The sequence below is a fragment of the uncultured Cellulomonas sp. genome (assembly GCF_963527515.1).
GTDB lineage: Bacteria > Actinomycetota > Actinomycetes > Actinomycetales > Cellulomonadaceae > Cellulomonas.
This window is the reverse complement of sequence record NZ_CAURTV010000029.1, coordinates 23408-38250: the sequence shown is the minus strand read 5'-3', so window position 1 is coordinate 38250 and position 14843 is coordinate 23408. Positions and strand designations below refer to the sequence as shown.

At 74.4% G+C, this 14843-nt stretch carries 12 protein-coding genes; all 12 read left to right on the top strand.

Going from position 1 to position 14843, the window contains the following annotated elements; translation table 11 throughout:
* Nucleotides 1-1782 precede the first annotated feature (1782 nt).
* The 12 genes from RYN42_RS09485 to RYN42_RS09430 all read left to right on the top strand — a co-directional run bounded on the left by RYN42_RS09485 (nt 1783) and on the right by RYN42_RS09430 (nt 14824).
* The gene (locus tag RYN42_RS09485) at nt 1783-2829 is read left to right on the top strand and encodes a hypothetical protein (RefSeq protein WP_315095531.1); all 1047 of its coding nucleotides are present in this window, start codon (nt 1783-1785) and stop codon (nt 2827-2829) included.
* Nucleotides 2826-3866: an HAD-IIA family hydrolase gene (locus RYN42_RS09480; RefSeq protein WP_315095530.1), complete on the top strand. Its 1041-nt coding sequence runs from the start codon at nt 2826-2828 to the stop codon at nt 3864-3866. Before RYN42_RS09485 ends, RYN42_RS09480 begins: the two co-directional genes overlap by 4 nt.
* Nucleotides 3867-4010: 144 nt before the next feature.
* The gene (locus tag RYN42_RS09475) at nt 4011-4172 is read left to right on the top strand and encodes a hypothetical protein (protein ID WP_315095529.1); all 162 of its coding nucleotides are present in this window, start codon (nt 4011-4013) and stop codon (nt 4170-4172) included.
* Between the two features lie 6 nt (nt 4173-4178).
* Nucleotides 4179-5000, top strand: coding sequence for a TlyA family RNA methyltransferase (locus tag RYN42_RS09470; RefSeq protein WP_315095528.1), 822 nt, complete (start codon nt 4179-4181; stop codon nt 4998-5000).
* Nucleotides 4997-5890 carry an NAD kinase gene (locus RYN42_RS09465; RefSeq protein WP_315095527.1) on the top strand — a complete coding sequence of 298 codons (894 nt, stop codon included), beginning with the start codon at nt 4997-4999 and terminating at the stop codon, nt 5888-5890. Before RYN42_RS09470 ends, RYN42_RS09465 begins: the two co-directional genes overlap by 4 nt.
* The gene (recN, locus tag RYN42_RS09460; RefSeq protein WP_315095526.1) at nt 5887-7617 is read left to right on the top strand and encodes a DNA repair protein RecN; all 1731 of its coding nucleotides are present in this window, start codon (nt 5887-5889) and stop codon (nt 7615-7617) included. The genes RYN42_RS09465 and recN overlap by 4 nt, the downstream gene beginning before the upstream one ends.
* A 6-nt stretch (nt 7618-7623) precedes the next feature.
* Nucleotides 7624-8802 carry a putative cytokinetic ring protein SteA gene (gene steA / locus RYN42_RS09455; RefSeq protein ID WP_315095525.1) on the top strand — a complete coding sequence of 393 codons (1179 nt, stop codon included), beginning with the start codon at nt 7624-7626 and terminating at the stop codon, nt 8800-8802.
* Nucleotides 8803-8884: 82 nt separating this feature from the next.
* Nucleotides 8885-9928, top strand: a complete 1044-nt coding sequence (locus tag RYN42_RS09450; RefSeq protein ID WP_315095524.1) for a copper transporter — start codon at nt 8885-8887, stop codon at nt 9926-9928.
* On the top strand, nt 9925-10815 hold the full coding sequence (locus tag RYN42_RS09445) for a hypothetical protein (protein ID WP_315095523.1): 891 nt from the start codon (nt 9925-9927) through the stop codon (nt 10813-10815). The genes RYN42_RS09450 and RYN42_RS09445 overlap by 4 nt, the downstream gene beginning before the upstream one ends.
* Entirely contained in the window at nt 10812-12491 is a 1680-nt protein-coding gene (gene murJ, locus RYN42_RS09440) for a lipid II flippase MurJ (RefSeq protein WP_315095522.1), read from the top strand. The genes RYN42_RS09445 and murJ overlap by 4 nt, the downstream gene beginning before the upstream one ends.
* A gap of 69 nt (nt 12492-12560) precedes the next feature.
* A complete protein-coding gene (locus RYN42_RS09435) occupies nt 12561-14231 on the top strand; it encodes a CTP synthase (protein ID WP_315095521.1) in 1671 nt (556 codons plus the stop codon).
* Nucleotides 14231-14824 (top strand): NUDIX hydrolase, encoded by a 594-nt coding sequence (locus RYN42_RS09430; RefSeq protein ID WP_315095520.1) that lies wholly within the window; start codon nt 14231-14233, stop codon nt 14822-14824. The genes RYN42_RS09435 and RYN42_RS09430 overlap by 1 nt, the downstream gene beginning before the upstream one ends.
* The last annotated feature ends 19 nt before the right edge of the window (nt 14825-14843 follow it).

Here is a 14843-nt window from a genome sequence, read left to right as displayed (position 1 = left end):
GCCGCCGGACATCATTCAGGAGAAGCCACCCCTACGGGGGTGGCTTCTTCTGTTTTCCCAGCAATGTTCTGTACGTGCGACGTCGGACGTATTGATCACCATGCAGTGCCGCAGTCTCATTTCCGCTCCGCCCGTTCGGCGCGGCCTGGTCCGCCGCCGTTCAGCGCCCGGAGCGGGGGATGAGACGATGGAGCGGTCGATCGCGACGAGGAGAGCACACAGATGAACAGCGAGAACCGTGCCGGAGGCACATCCGACGACCGTGGTCGGTCGGGTGGAGCCAACCGTGGCCGCCCCGACGGCGGCAACAGCCCGGCGCGAGGTCCGCGTGGTTCGCAGGGCGGCAGCGGTGCGCCGCGCGGCGGCGGCTACTCCGGCGGCGGCCGACCGGCCTCCGGTGGACAGCGCGACGCCGGCCGCGATGCGCGACCGTCCTCCAGCTCCGGCGGGGACCGCGGATACCGGCCCTCCTCCGGCGGCCGCCCGGCCGGCAACGACCGCGGCTTCCGTCCGACGTCGGGTGGCCGCCCTGGCGACGCCCGCGGTGGTGACCGCCCCGCCTACGGAGGCGACCGTCCTGCCTACGGCAACCGTGCGGGTGGGGATCGTCCTGCCTACGGCAACCGTGCGGGTGAGGATCGTCCTGCCTACGGCGCCCGATCCTCCGCTGACCGGCCTAGCTATGGCTCGCGCTCCTCGAGCGACCGTCCCGCCTATGGGAACCGCAGCGAAGGCGGCGACCGGGGCGGCTCCGGTGACCGCCCGTCGTACGGCGGCCGTCCCGGAGGGGACCGGCCCACGTACGGCAGCCGCCCGTCCGGTGACCGTCCCTCCTATGGCGACAGGTCCGGCGGCGACCGCAGCCGCGGTGGGGAACGTCCGGCCTACGGCAACCGTCCCTCGGGCGACCGCCCGTCCTACGGCGACCGGTCCGGCAGTGGAGACCGTAGCCGCGGTGGCGACCGCCCCACGTCCGGCAACCGCCCTTCGGGTGAGCGCTCCGCCGGCGACCGACCCTCCTACGGCAACCGTTCCGCCGGCGACCGACCCTCCTACGGCAACCGGCCCTCGGGCGACCGCCCGTCCTATGGCGACCGGTCCGGTGGCGGCGACCGCAGCCGCGGTGGCGACCGACCCGCCTACGGCAACCGCCCCTCGGGCGATCGCCCGTCCTATGGCGACCGGTCCGGTGGCGAGCGCCCCGCCTACGGCAACCGCCCCTCGGGCGACCGCCCGTCCTATGGCGACCGGTCCGGTGGCGGTGACCGCAGCCGCGGTGGCGAACGTCCCGCCTACGGTGACCGTCCGTCCGGAGAGCGCCCCTCGTATGGCGACCGGTCCGGTGGCGGTGACCGCAGCCGCGGTGGCGAGCGCCCGACCTACGGCAACCGTCCGTCCGGTGACCGCCCGTCCTACGGCGACCGGTCCGGCAGTGGTGACCGCAGCACGAGCCGGGAGCGACCGTCCTACGGCGACCGTCCCGGTGGCGGCGACCGTTCCCGCGGCGCAGACCGTCCGTCCTACGGTGACCGCCCGTCAGGTGACCGGCCGTCCTACGGCGACCGTTCCGGCGGTCGACCGACCGATGACCGCGCGAGCCAGGGCCGTCCCGCGGGAGACCGCAGCGCCGACCGACGCCCCACGGGTGATCGACCGGCGACCGGCGACCGGCGGCCCTCGTACGGTGACCGCACGGAGCGCACCTCGTCACGCCCGCCTGCTGGCGGCAGCCGCTCCGACCGGCCCGCCACCGGTGATCGTCGGCCCCCGGCCGGGCGGCCGGTGCGGGACGACCGGTCGGCCCCCAGCGGCGGCTACGGCGCTGGTACGGACCGTCGGGGCAGCGACGACGACCGTCGTCTGACGCGGCCCCCGCAGGAGGAGCGCGCCGTCGCCCCGGAGATCCCGGAGGAGGTCGTGTTCAGCGACCTCGACCGCTCGGTCCGGGGCCGGCTGCGCACGCTCAGCAAGGACAACGCGGACGGCGTCGGCCGGCACCTGGTGATGGTGGGCCGGCTCCTGGACACGGACCCCGAGCTGGCGTACGAGCACGCCCAGGCGGCGGTCCGGCGTGCGGGACGCGTGGACGTGGTCCGCGAGGCGGCCGGTCTGGCCGCCTACCGCACCGGTCGGTACGCCGAGGCGCTGCGGGAGCTGCGCACCGTGCGGCGTCTGAACGGCTCGTCGGAGCACCTCGCGATCATGGCCGACTGCGAACGTGGGCTGGGCCGGCCCGAGCGGGCTCTCGCTCTGGCGCAGGAGCCCGAGGCGTCGACACTCGACGCCGACACCACGATCGAGCTCGCGATGGTCGTCAGCGGTGCGCGTCTGGATCTCGGTCAGGCCGAGGCTGCCGTCGCCGCGCTCTCGACCCCTGCCGTCCGGGCCGGGACCGGGCTCGTCGCGGTGCGCGTCGCCCAGGCTCGGGCGTCGGCGCTCGAGGCCGCCGGTCGTGCCGACGACGCGGCCGCCGAGCTGGCGCCGTACACGCAGGACCAGCTCGACGAGGCCGCCGGCGACGTCGAGATCGAGGACGACGTGGTCTCGTTCGACCTCAGTGAGCGCGACGAGGACGGCGAGTACGACGAGGACGCCGCTGCCGCGTTCGAGCCGACCGACCCGGTCGAGCCGGCCGAGGACCGGGCCGTCGGGGGGGCCGTCGACCCGGATGCCGAGGTCGACGACGACAGCGTCGACGACCACAGCGACGCTGTGGACCCGAGCTCGGAGGAAGCGGAGCACGACGAGGACGTCCGCGAGGAGTCGGGTGACGCCGGCGTGTCGGACGGGCAGACCGCGGCGGGCGACGAGGCGGAGGGCGGCCGGTGACGGGCGGTCTCGTCGGCTCGGACACACCGCTCGCGGACCGGTTCGACCTGGCGCTGGTCGACCTCGACGGGGTCGCCTACCGCGGGCACGAGCCGATCGACGGAGCGGCCGAGGGACTGACCGCGGCGCGTGACCGGGGCATGCGGTTGGTGTTCGTCACCAACAACGCGTCCCGGGAGCCGGAGTCGGTCGCGGACCAGCTGACCGACCTGGGCATCGTCACGCACGCGTCGGAGGTCATGACGGCGGCCCAGGCGGCGGCGCAGTTGCTACGGACGCGGTTGCCGCGCGGGTCCAAGGTGCTCGTCGTCGGCGGCGCAGGCCTGGTCACGGCGGTGCGGCTCGCCGGGTACGAGGTCGTGCACTCGGCCGACGACGAGCCTGCGGCAGTGGCCCAGGGCTTCTCGCCGGAGGTGGGCTGGCCGCAGCTGGCCGAGGCGGCCTACGCCGTCGGTCGCGGGGCGTGGCACGTGGCGTCGAACCTGGACCTGAGCCTGCCGACCGCGCGCGGGTTCGCGCCCGGGAACGGCTCGCTCGTGGGTGCGGTGCAGGCGGCGACCGGCGTCGCGCCGGACAGCGCGGGCAAGCCGTCGCCCACCATGTACCAGATGGCCGTGGAACGGGCCGGCGCGCGCGAGACGCTGGTCATCGGCGACCGTCTGGACACGGACCTGGCGGGCGCGAGGGCGGGTGGCTACATCGGCCTGCACGTCCTTACCGGGGTGAGCTCGGCGCGCGACGACGTGCTCGCGGCGCCGGGGGAGCGCCCGCACCTGATCGGCGCCGACCTGCGGTCGCTGCTCGTGGCCCACCCCGAGCCTCACCGGGGTGCCGACGGCTGGTGGCAGGTGCGTGACGCGTCCGCCCGCGTGGTCGACGGCCGGCTCGAGCTGGGCAGGGCTGCACCCGCGTCCGTGGAGGACCACCTCGACGTCGTCCGTGCTGCGTGCGCGGCGGCGTGGGCGGCGGTCGACGAGGGCGTGGAGATCGACCCCGGCTCGGTGCCGGAGCTGGCCACCGATCTCGTCCACGACTGATCCCCGCGGCTGTGTGTGGCGGCAGGAACGTGTGGCCTGCGCCAGGTAGCGTGGGCGCGTCCCGTGGCACACGAGTGCCCGTCGGGCTCCGCCGGTGAAGACCGTCGTGAGCCGCACGGGGCCACGAGGTCGTCAGGAGGCGCAGTGAGCGAGATCGGGAACCCCGTGTCGACGTCGGACGACGCCGTCGACCAGGCGCTGTCCGCGCTGGTGGGCCTCGAGGACCAGCCGCTCCGCCAGCACGTCGCGGTGTTCGACGCCGTCCACGGCGCCCTGCAGGACCGGCTCGCCGACGCCGAGGGCTGACCCGCGGTGACCACACGCCTCGACACGGAGCTGGTGCGCCGCGGCCTGGCCCGGTCGCGCCGCCAGGCCGGGGAGCTGATCGCCGCCGGTCGGGTGACCGTCGACGGCTCGTCGGTGTCCCGGAGCGCCGCGCAGGTGACCGACGAGCGCGACGTCGTCGTCCAGGCGGACGACGACGACCCCCGGTACGCCTCGCGCGCGGGGCACAAGCTGGCAGGCGCACTCGATGCGCTCGGCACCCACGGCCCGGTGGTCGCGGGGCGGTCCTGCCTGGACGCGGGTGCGAGCACCGGAGGGTTCACCGACGTGCTGCTGCGCCGAGGCGCCGCCCGCGTGGTCGCGGTCGACGTGGGGCACGACCAGATGGTCGACGCACTGCGTCACGACCCGCGCGTCGAGGTGCGGGAGGGCGTCAACGTCCGGTCCCTGGCACGCGGCGACATCGTGCCGGCGCCCGAGCTGGTGGTCGCCGACCTCTCGTTCATCTCCCTCACGCTCGTGCTCCCGGCGCTCGTCGACGTCGCACGTCCCGACGCGGACCTCGTCGTGATGGTCAAGCCGCAGTTCGAGGTCGGACGCGAGCGGCTCGGGTCCGGCGGCGTCGTCCGGACGCCCGCGCTGCGCGTCGACGCCGTCCTGGCGGTCGCACGCTGCGCAGCCGCGCTCGGGCTCGACGTGCGTGACGTGGTCCGCAGCCCGCTGCCGGGACCGAGCGGCAACGTCGAGTTCTTCCTGTGGCTGCGCCGGTCGCCGGGCGACGACCCGGTCGACGTTCCCGTGGAGCGGATCTCTGCCGCCGTGCTCTCCGACGCCCAGGAGGACGAATGACGCGCCGCGCCCTGGTGGTCACCCACGGAGGCCGCGAGGAGGCGGTGTCGGCCACCCATGAGGTGGTGCGAGAGCTGGAGCGGGCAGGTGTCGAACCCGTCCTGGCTGCCGAGGACGCTGTCGCGGTGGACCTGCCGACGTTCGAGCTCGCCGTCGTGCTCGGTGGTGACGGCACGATCCTGCGCGCGGCCGAGCTGACGCGGGGGACCGCCGTGCCGCTGCTCGGGGTCAACCTGGGGCACGTGGGGTTCCTCGCCGAGAGCGAGCGCGAGGAGGTGGGCGAAGCCGTGCGCCGGCTGACGGCGGGCGAGTTCGAGGTCGAGGAGCGGGGCACGCTGGACGTGCGCGTGATCGACCCGGACGGCGGCGTCGGCACCGGCTGGGCGCTCAACGAGGCCGCTCTCGAGAAGGTCGACCGTTCCCGCATGCTCGAGGTCCTGCTCGAGGTGGACGGCCACCCGCTGTCGTCGTTCGGCTGCGACGGGGTGGTCGCTGCGACCGCCACCGGCTCCACCGCGCACGCGTTCTCGGCCGGAGGCCCGGTGGTGTGGCCGGACGTCGACGCGATGATCCTGGTACCCCTCTCCGCGCACGCGCTGTTCGCCCGACCGCTCGTCGTCGGGCCCCGCAGCCGGCTCGCCGTCGAGGTGCTCGACCGGTCGCCCGCGGCGGGGCTGGTCACCCTGGACGGGCGGCGTCGGCTCGAGGTCCCCAAGGGCTCGCGCGTCGAGGTCACGCGCAGTGAGGTCCCCGTGCGCCTGGCGCGCCTGACGCCCGCACCGTTCACCACCCGGCTCGTGAACAAGTTCGGCCTGCCGGTGGACGGCTGGCGCGGCCGACCGAGCACGCCGCGACGCCTGCGGGCCACCGACCCGGAGGTGTCCGCGTGATCGAGGAGATCCGCATCGAGAACCTCGGCGTCATCGGCAGGGCGCACGTCGAGCTGGGGCCCGGGCTCACCGTGCTGACCGGCGAGACGGGTGCGGGCAAGACGATGGTGCTCACCGCGCTCAACCTGCTGCTGGGCGGCAAGGCCGACCCCGCGACCGTGCGCGTCGGCTCGACGTCGGCGGCCGTCGAGGGCCGCGTCCACCTGCCCCCGGGCGTCGCGCTGCAGCGCGCCACGGAGGCCGGCGCGGACTTGGACGACGACGGCAGCCTTGTGCTCCTGCGGACGGTGGGCGCGGGCACGGACGGCACCGCCGGGCGGTCCCGGGCGTACGTCGGGGGCAGGTCCGTGCCCCAGGGGTTGCTCGCGGAGCTCGCGGACGAGCTGGTCACCGTGCACGGCCAGGCCGACCAGGCACGGCTGCGCTCGCCTGCGGTCCAGCGTGAGGCGCTCGACGAGTTCGTCGGCGCCGCGCACCGCGAGCTCCTGGCCGGATATCGCGGCGCCTGGGCGGAGCGTGCGCGCGTCGACGCGGAGCTGACGGACCTGGTCGACCGGGCGCGCGACCGGACGCGTGAGGCCGAGCTGCTGCGCCTGGGGCTGGCCGAGGTCGAGCGCGTGGACCCGCAGCCGGACGAGGACGTGTCGCTGGCCGAGGAGGTCGAGCGCCTCTCCCACGCCGAGGACCTGCGCACGGCCGCGGTCGGGGCGCACGCGGCGCTCGTGGGTGGCGAGGACGGGTTGGACGAGACAGCGGCCGCCGTCGGTCTCATCGAGCAGGCCCGCCGGCTGCTCGAGCAGGGAGGCGTCCACGACCCCGCGCTCGCCGCCCTGGCCACCCGCGCCGCGGAGGCCGGCTACCTGCTCGCCGACGTCTCGACCGACCTCGCGGCCTACCTCGACGACCTGCAGGCGGACCCGCTGCGGCTCGAGGCCGCCCAGCGCCGCCGCGCCGAGCTCGGCAGCCTGACCCGCAGCTACGGGTCCACGGTCGCCGAGGTGCTGGCGTGGGCCGACACCGCCGGCCGACGGCTGCTCGACCTGGACGGTGGGGAGGAGCGGATCGAGGAGCTGCGCGTCTCGCGCGACCGCCTCGACAGCGAGCTGACGGCGCTCGGGGAGCGGGTCACGGCCGGCCGCCGCTCCGGGGCGCAGCGGTTGTCCGAGGTGGTCTCCGAGGAGCTCACCGGGCTGGCGATGGGCGGCGCCGAGCTGCGCGTCACCGTCGAGCCGGCCGACGAGCCCGGACCGCACGGCGTGGACCGGGTGGAGATGCTGCTGGCGTCGCACGCCGGGGCGCCGGCGCGGCCGCTGGGCAAGGGCGCGTCCGGCGGAGAGCTGTCCCGGGTCATGCTCGCGATCGAGGTCGCGCTGGCCACCGCGCCGGGGGCCACCCGGCCGGGCACGTTCGTGTTCGACGAGGTCGACGCTGGCGTCGGCGGGCGCGCGGCCGTCGAGGTCGGCCGCCGGCTCTCGTCGCTCGCGCAGGGCAGCCAGGTCCTGGTCGTCACTCACCTCGCCCAGGTCGCGGCGTTCGCCGACCGGCACCTGGTGGTCACCAAGTCCACCGCCGACGGGGTCGACGTGGTCACCGAGTCGGACGTGCGTTTGGTCACGCGCGACGACCGCGTACGGGAGCTCGCCCGCATGCTGTCCGGCCAGGAGGACTCCGACGCCGCGCGGACGCATGCCGCAGAGCTGCTGGAGCTCTCGTCCGTGGGACGATGAGCGGCGATGAGAGCCTCCCTGCGCAAGCGCACCACCCTGCCCGAAGCCGGCGTCGTCGCCGGTCCGGCACGTGTCGACCCCCGGACCAAGGGGCTGACCAAGCGTCTGCGCCCTGGTGACGTCGCGGTCATCGACCACCTGGACCTGGACCGCGTCTCCGCCGAGGCGCTCGTGGCGTGCCAGCCGGCGGCGGTGCTCAACGCGGCACGCTCGACGTCGGGGCGGTACCCGAACCTCGGCCCCGAGATCCTCATCGGAGCGGGCATCCCGCTGATCGACGACCTCGGTGCCGACGTCATGTCGATCACCGAGGGACACCGGCTCAAGGTCGTCGAGGGCGCCGTGTACGACGGTGACACGCTCGTGGCGGAGGGCGTGCTGCAGACGGAGACGACGGTCGCCGCCGCGATGGAGGAGGCCCGCGCAGGGCTCTCCGTGCAGCTGGAGTCGTTCGCCGCGAACACGATGGACTACCTGCGCCGGGAGCGGGACCTGCTCCTCGACGGGGTCGGTGTGCCGGACATCTCGACGGTGGTCGACGGTCGGCAGGTGCTCATCGTGGTCCGCGGGTACCACTACAAGGAAGACCTCGTCACCCTGCGCCCGTACATCCGCGAGTACCGACCGGTGCTCATCGGCGTCGACGGGGGAGCGGACGCGATCCTGGACGCCGGGTGGAAGCCCGACCTCATCGTCGGCGACATGGACTCGGTGTCCGACCGCGCGCTCATGTGCGGCGCGGAGGTCGTCGTGCACGCGTACCGCGACGGACGCGCCCCCGGCCTGGCCCGCGTGGAGCAGCTGGACGTCAAGCACGTGGTGTTCCCTGCGACGGGAACCAGCGAGGACGTCGCCATGCTCCTCGCGGACGACAAGGGCGCCGAGCTGATCGTCGCCGTCGGCACGCACGCCACCCTGGTCGAGTTCCTGGACAAGGGCCGGTCCGGGATGGCGAGCACGTTCCTCACCCGCCTCCGGGTGGGGAGCAAGCTGGTCGACGCGAAGGGTGTCTCGCGGCTCTACCGCAACCGGATCTCCAACCTCCAGCTCACGCTCCTGGTCCTCGCCGGGCTGCTCGCCCTCGGCGTGGCGCTGGCCTCCACCGCGGCGGGCCAGACGCTGATCGGCCTCTCCGGTGCCCGCATCGACGACATCACGTCGTGGGTGAGCGGTCTGTTCGGATGAGCACCCGGACTGCCGCAGCTGCCCACGCCCTGCACCTGGTCCCGGCCCGCGCCGGTGACGTACCCGACGGAGACCTCGCACCGTGATCGACTTCCGCTACCACATCGTCTCGCTCATCTCCGTGTTCCTGGCGCTCGCCGTCGGCATCGCACTGGGCGCCGGACCCCTCAAGGAGACGATCGGCGACACGCTGACCGGCCAGGTGGAGCAGCTGCGCGCCGAGAAGGACGCGCTCCGCGCCGAGCTCGACGGGGCGTCGGGCGACCTGCAGGACGCCGAGGCCTACATCGGTGCCGCCGGTCCGCAGCTGCTCGACGGGACGCTCACCGACCGCCGCGTCGCGGTGGTCGCGCTCGGTGAGGTGGACGAGGCCGTCCGCACGGCGATCGACGAGCGGCTCACCCAGTCGGGTGCCACGGTCACCGCCCACGTCACGCTGACGGACACCTGGATGGACCCGGACGCGCGCACGTTCCGGCAGGCGCTGGTCGGTCAGCTGCTCACCTACCTGGACCCGGTCCCCGCCGACGACGCCGGTGTCGAGGGCGAGCTCGCGTCCGCGCTCGTGCAGGCGCTCGTCACCTCCGACCCGGCCAACCCGGACGTGCTGTCCGACGACGCGTCGGTGCTGCTGCAGCTGCTCTCCTCGAGCGAGAGCGACAGCCCGCTGGTCACCGTGGCGGACCAGGTCACGGTGCCTGCCGACGCGGTCGTCGTCATCGGGGTGCCGCTGCAGGAGCAGCCCGCGGACGCGACGCCCAGCCCCGAGCCGTCGGACTCGACCGTCGCCGCCCAGCTCGCGGTGCTCAGCGCCGCCCAGGAGCTCTCCTCCGGCGCCGTGCTGGCTGACGGAGCGCGCGGCGACGGCAGCCTCACCGACGCAGTGCTGGCCGACCAGGACCTGGCCGCGAGCATCACCACGGTCTCGGGGACCGAGGTCGTCACCGGGCAGGTGAGCGTGCCCCTGGCCCTGGCCGGGCGGATCGCCGGCACGAACGGGCACTACGGGTTCGGCGATGACGAGACGCCCCTTCCGGCCTCGGTCGTCCTTCCGCCCGTCGACCGCACGCCGCGCGTCCCCGAGGGCACCGAAGGCACGGACGGCGCCGCCGGGACCGAGGGATGACCGTCGGTCCGGTGCGCCGGGTCCTCGCCGGCGCGGTCGTCGGCGGGGTGACCGCGGTCGCCCGCGGCCTGCTCGACCTCCAGGCACCCGCCGGCCAGGTGCGCTGGACCCGGACGAACCACCGCGGAGAGCCGATCAGCCTGCTCGAGGGCCCCGCGGTCGCCGTGGGCCTGCTCGCGGGCGGGCTGGTCGGCGCCCCCTCCGGCCGGGGAGCCCTGGCGCTCACCGTCGCGACCGCGTCGGGGGCCGCCTTCGGCCTCGTGGACGACCTCGGGGAGGACACGTCCTCGCGACGCAAGGGTCTGCGCGGGCACCTCGGAGCCCTCGCGCACGGGGAGCTCACGACCGGCGGGCTCAAGGTGCTCGGCATCGGCGCCGGCTCGCTGGTCGCCGCCGCGGTGGCCACGCCGCTGGTCCGCACCGACGGGACTCGTCGGTCGACCGTCGGCTGGCTCGCCGACGTCGTGGCGTCGGGTGCGCTGGTCGCGTCCAGCGCCAACCTGCTGAACCTCCTGGACCTGCGGCCCGGTCGGGCGCTCAAGGTCGCCACCCTCGTCGCGGCCCCGCTCGCCCTCGCCCCTGGGGAGGGCGCCGGAGCGGCCGCCGGGGTGCTGGGAGTGGCCGGTGCGGCGATCGAGCAGGACCTCGCCGAGCAGGACATGCTCGGCGACGGCGGTGCCAACGCGCTCGGCGCGACGCTCGGCGCCGCGGTGGTGCTCTCGGCGCCCCGCCCGGTGCGCCTCGCGGTCCTCGCGGTCGTCCTGGGGCTGACGGTCGCCAGCGAGAAGGTCAGCTTCACCCGCGTGATCGAGCGCACCCCGGTGCTGCGCGAGATCGACGGCTGGGGTCGGCGTCCGGTCGAGCCGCCGGTGGACCGGTCCGCGTGAGCCCCGCCGCGCGGCGCACGCTGGCCGGGCTGGGGGGTGCCGCCGCGATGATCGCGGCCGTGACGATCCTCAGCCGGGTGCTCGGGTTCGGGCGGTACCTGGTCCAGGCACTGGCATTCGGCGACGGCGACATCGGCGGTGTCTACAACGCGGCCAACACGCTGCCCAACGTCCTCTTCGAGGTCGCGGCCGGCGGTGCGCTGGCCGGCGCCCTCGTCCCGCTGCTGGCGCTGCCCGTGTCGCGCGCCCTGCGCACGGACGTCGACGCCATCACGTCGGCGGCGTTCGGGTGGACCCTGCTCGTTCTCGTCCCGCTCGGGGGCGCCCTCGCCGCGTGCAGCGGACTCATCGCGTCCGTGTGGCCCAGGATCGACGACTCGCAGCGCGACCTGCTGCAGTTCTTCATCGCCGTCTTCGCGGTCCAGGTCCCGATGTACGGCGTCGCGGTGCTCCTCTACGCGGTCCTGCAGGCGCACAAGAGGTTCTTCTGGCCGGCGTTCGCCCCCGTCCTGTCGTCGCTGGTCGTCATCGCCGCCTACCTCGTCTACGCCGGCCTCGCCGACGGGGAGCTGGACGACCCGGCTGCCGTCACCGGCAGCGCGCTCGCGGTGCTCGGGTGGGGGACGACGCTCGGTGTGGCGGCGATGTGCTTCCCCATGTTCGTCCCGGTCCGGCGTCTCGGCGTGCGCATCCGCCCCATGCTGCGGTTCCCGCCCGGGGTCGGTCGGCGGCTCGCCGCGCTCGCGTTCGCCGGCGTCGGTTCGCTGGTCGCGCAGCAGCTGTCGGTGCTCGTCGCGCTGCTCGTCGCCAACGACCGCGGCACGCCGGCGACGTGGTCGGTCTTCCTGTGGTCCCAGCAGGTCTACCTGCTCCCGTACGCGGTGCTCGTCGTCCCTCTCGCGACGTCGACGTTCCCGAGGCTCGCCGCTCGTGCGGCCTCCGGCGAGGTCGACGCGTTCGCGCGGATGGCGTCCGGTACCACCCGGGCGGTCCTCGCCGCCGCGGCCCTCGGCGTCGCTGCCCTGGTCGCCGCCGCACCTGCCGCGACGGACGTCTTCCTCGCTGTCGCGGGCGGCGGTGGCACGGGTGTGAGGGCGATGACCACGACGATCACCTGGCTCATGCCGGGCCTGCTCGGCTTCGCGGTGATGTTCCACGTCTCGCGCGCGCTCTACGCGATGGAGCGCGGTCGGTCCGCCATCGCCGCGAACGTGGCCGGGTGGGGGACCGTCGCCGCCGCGACGCCGCTGCTCGCCGCGCTGCGAGCTCCGGGCCGCGACGACCCGGCGGCCACCCTCCTCGCGCTCGCGCAGGCCAGCTCGCTCGGCATGCTCGTCGGCGGCGTGGTCGCGGTCGTCCTGCTCAGGCGCGCCGCAGGCAGGCCCGCGACCTCGGGCTTGGCGCGGACCGCGGTCGTCCTCGTCGTGGGCAGCGGCGCAGGGGCGGTCGCGGGGCGCTGGGTGGTCGACGCGGTCGGTGAGGTGGCCGGGCACGGTGTGCTCACGGCGATCGGCTCGGCCGCGGGCGGGGGCCTCGTCGCGGCGCTCGTCGTCGCGGGAGCGGTGCTCGCGGGGGACCGCGGCACGCTGCGTGACCTCCGGAGCATCGAGGCGCAGCCCGCACCGGCCTCCGCACCGCCGATGAGCGACCCGGCGAACCCGAGCACGCCGCTCTGATCCAGACGTGTCCGGACTCACCCGCGCGTCAGTCGGGCAGGGACCGTTCGTCGGGTAGTCTGGAATCCCGTGACAGAGCGCGCGTATCGACTCTCCGGGCGGTCGGAATCCACGACCCGGCACATCTTCGTCACCGGGGGTGTCGCCTCCTCCCTCGGCAAGGGTCTGACGGCGAGCAGCCTCGGCCGACTCCTTCGCTCCCGTGGCCTCCGCGTCACGATGCAGAAGCTCGACCCGTACCTCAACGTGGACCCGGGCACCATGAACCCGTTCCAGCACGGCGAGGTCTTCGTGACCGAGGACGGTGCGGAGACCGACCTCGACGTCGGCCACTACGAGCGGTTCCTGGACGTGAATCTCGTCGGGTCCGCCAACGTGACCACGGGTCAGGTCTACTCCCAGGTCATCGCCAAGGAGCGACGCGGCGAGTACCTCGGGGACACGGTGCAGGTCATCCCGCACATCACCGACGAGATCAAGACCCGCATGCGCCAGCAGGCGAACGACGACATCGACGTGATCATCACGGAGATCGGCGGGACCGTCGGCGACATCGAGTCGCTGCCGTTCCTCGAGGCGGCCCGCCAGGTGCGGCACGACCTGGGGCGCGACAACTGCTTCTTCCTGCACGTCTCCCTGGTGCCGTACATCGGCCCCTCCGGCGAGCTGAAGACCAAGCCGACCCAGCACTCCGTCGCCGCGCTGCGCAGCATCGGCATCCAGCCCGACGCGATCGTCCTGCGCGCGGACCGTGACGTCCCGGAGTCCACCAAGCGCAAGATCGCGCTCATGTGCGACGTCGACATCGAGGGTGTCGTCACCGCGAAGGACGCGCCGAGCATCTACGACATCCCCCGGGTCCTGCACTCGGAGGGCCTCGACGCGTACGTCGTGCAGCGGCTGAGCCTCCCGTTCCGGGACGTCGAGTGGAAGGGCTGGGACGAGCTCCTGCACCGGGTGCACCAGCCGTCGCACCGGGTCGAGGTCGCGCTCGTCGGCAAGTACATCGACCTGCCCGACGCCTACCTGTCCGTCACCGAGGCCCTGCGCGCCGGCGGCTTCCACCACGACACCAAGGTCGTCATCCGGTGGGTCACGTCCGACGACTGCCAGACGCCGGAGGGTGCCCGGCTGGCGCTCGAGGGTGTGGACGCGGTCCTGGTGCCCGGCGGGTTCGGCGTGCGCGGCATCGAGGGCAAGCTCGGCGCGCTGCGCTGGGCACGCGAGAACCTCGTGCCGACGCTCGGCATCTGCCTGGGCCTGCAGTGCATGGTGATCGAGTACTCGCGCACGGTCCTCGGCCTGGACGGCGCGTCGTCGTCCGAGTTCGACGCCGACCCGGCGCACCCGGTGATCGCGACGATGGCCGAGCAGCTGGCGATCGTGGACGGTGCGGGTGACCTGGGCGGCACGATGCGGCTGGGAGCGTACGACGCCGTCCTCACTCCCGGGTCCGTGGTCGCCGACACCTACGGCTCCACGCGTGTCTCGGAGCGACACCGGCACCGCTACGAGGTGAACAACGCCTACCGCGACAAGCTCGAGGAGGCAGGCCTGGTCATCTCCGGCGTCTCGCCGGACACGTCGCTGGTCGAGTTCGTCGAGCTGCCCAAGGACATCCACCCGTACTACGTGGCCACGCAGGCGCACCCCGAGTTCAAGTCGCGGCCGACGCGGGCGCACCCGCTGTTCGCCGGGCTGGTCGAGGCCGCCCTGGCGCAGCGCGGCGACGAGTCCTGATGCTCGTCGACGTCGAGGCGCCCCGCGAGGTCGTCTCGCACGACGTGATCCACGCCGGCAAGATCTTCGACCTGGTCGGTGACGTCGTGGACCTCGGGGACACACAGGTGCTCCGTGAGTACGTCGCGCACCCCGGGGCGGTCGCGGTCATCGCGCTCGACGACGAGGACCGCGTGCTGCTGCTCTCGCAGTACCGGCACCCGGTGCGCTCCGAGCTCTGGGAGCCCCCCGCCGGGCTCCGGGACGTCCCCGACGAGGAGCTGGTCGTGGCCGCCGCCCGCGAGCTGGCCGAGGAGGCCGACCTTGTGGCGGGCTCCTGGTGGCGGCTGGTCGACTTCTACACCAGCCCCGGCGCGTCGGACGAGCGGATCCGGGTGTTCCTGGCCCGGGACCTGCGCCAGGTGGCCCACGCCGACCTGCACACGCGCACCGACGAGGAAGCGGGCATGGTGCCGGTGTGGGTGCCGCTGGACGACGCCGTGCAGGCGGCGCTGGCCGGTCGCCTGCACAGCCCGACGGCGGTCACCGGCGTGCTCGCCGCAGCGGCCGCCCGGGCGCGCGGGTGGTCGACCCTGGAGCCCGTCACGCTCTGAGGCGACCGAGGCCGCCCCC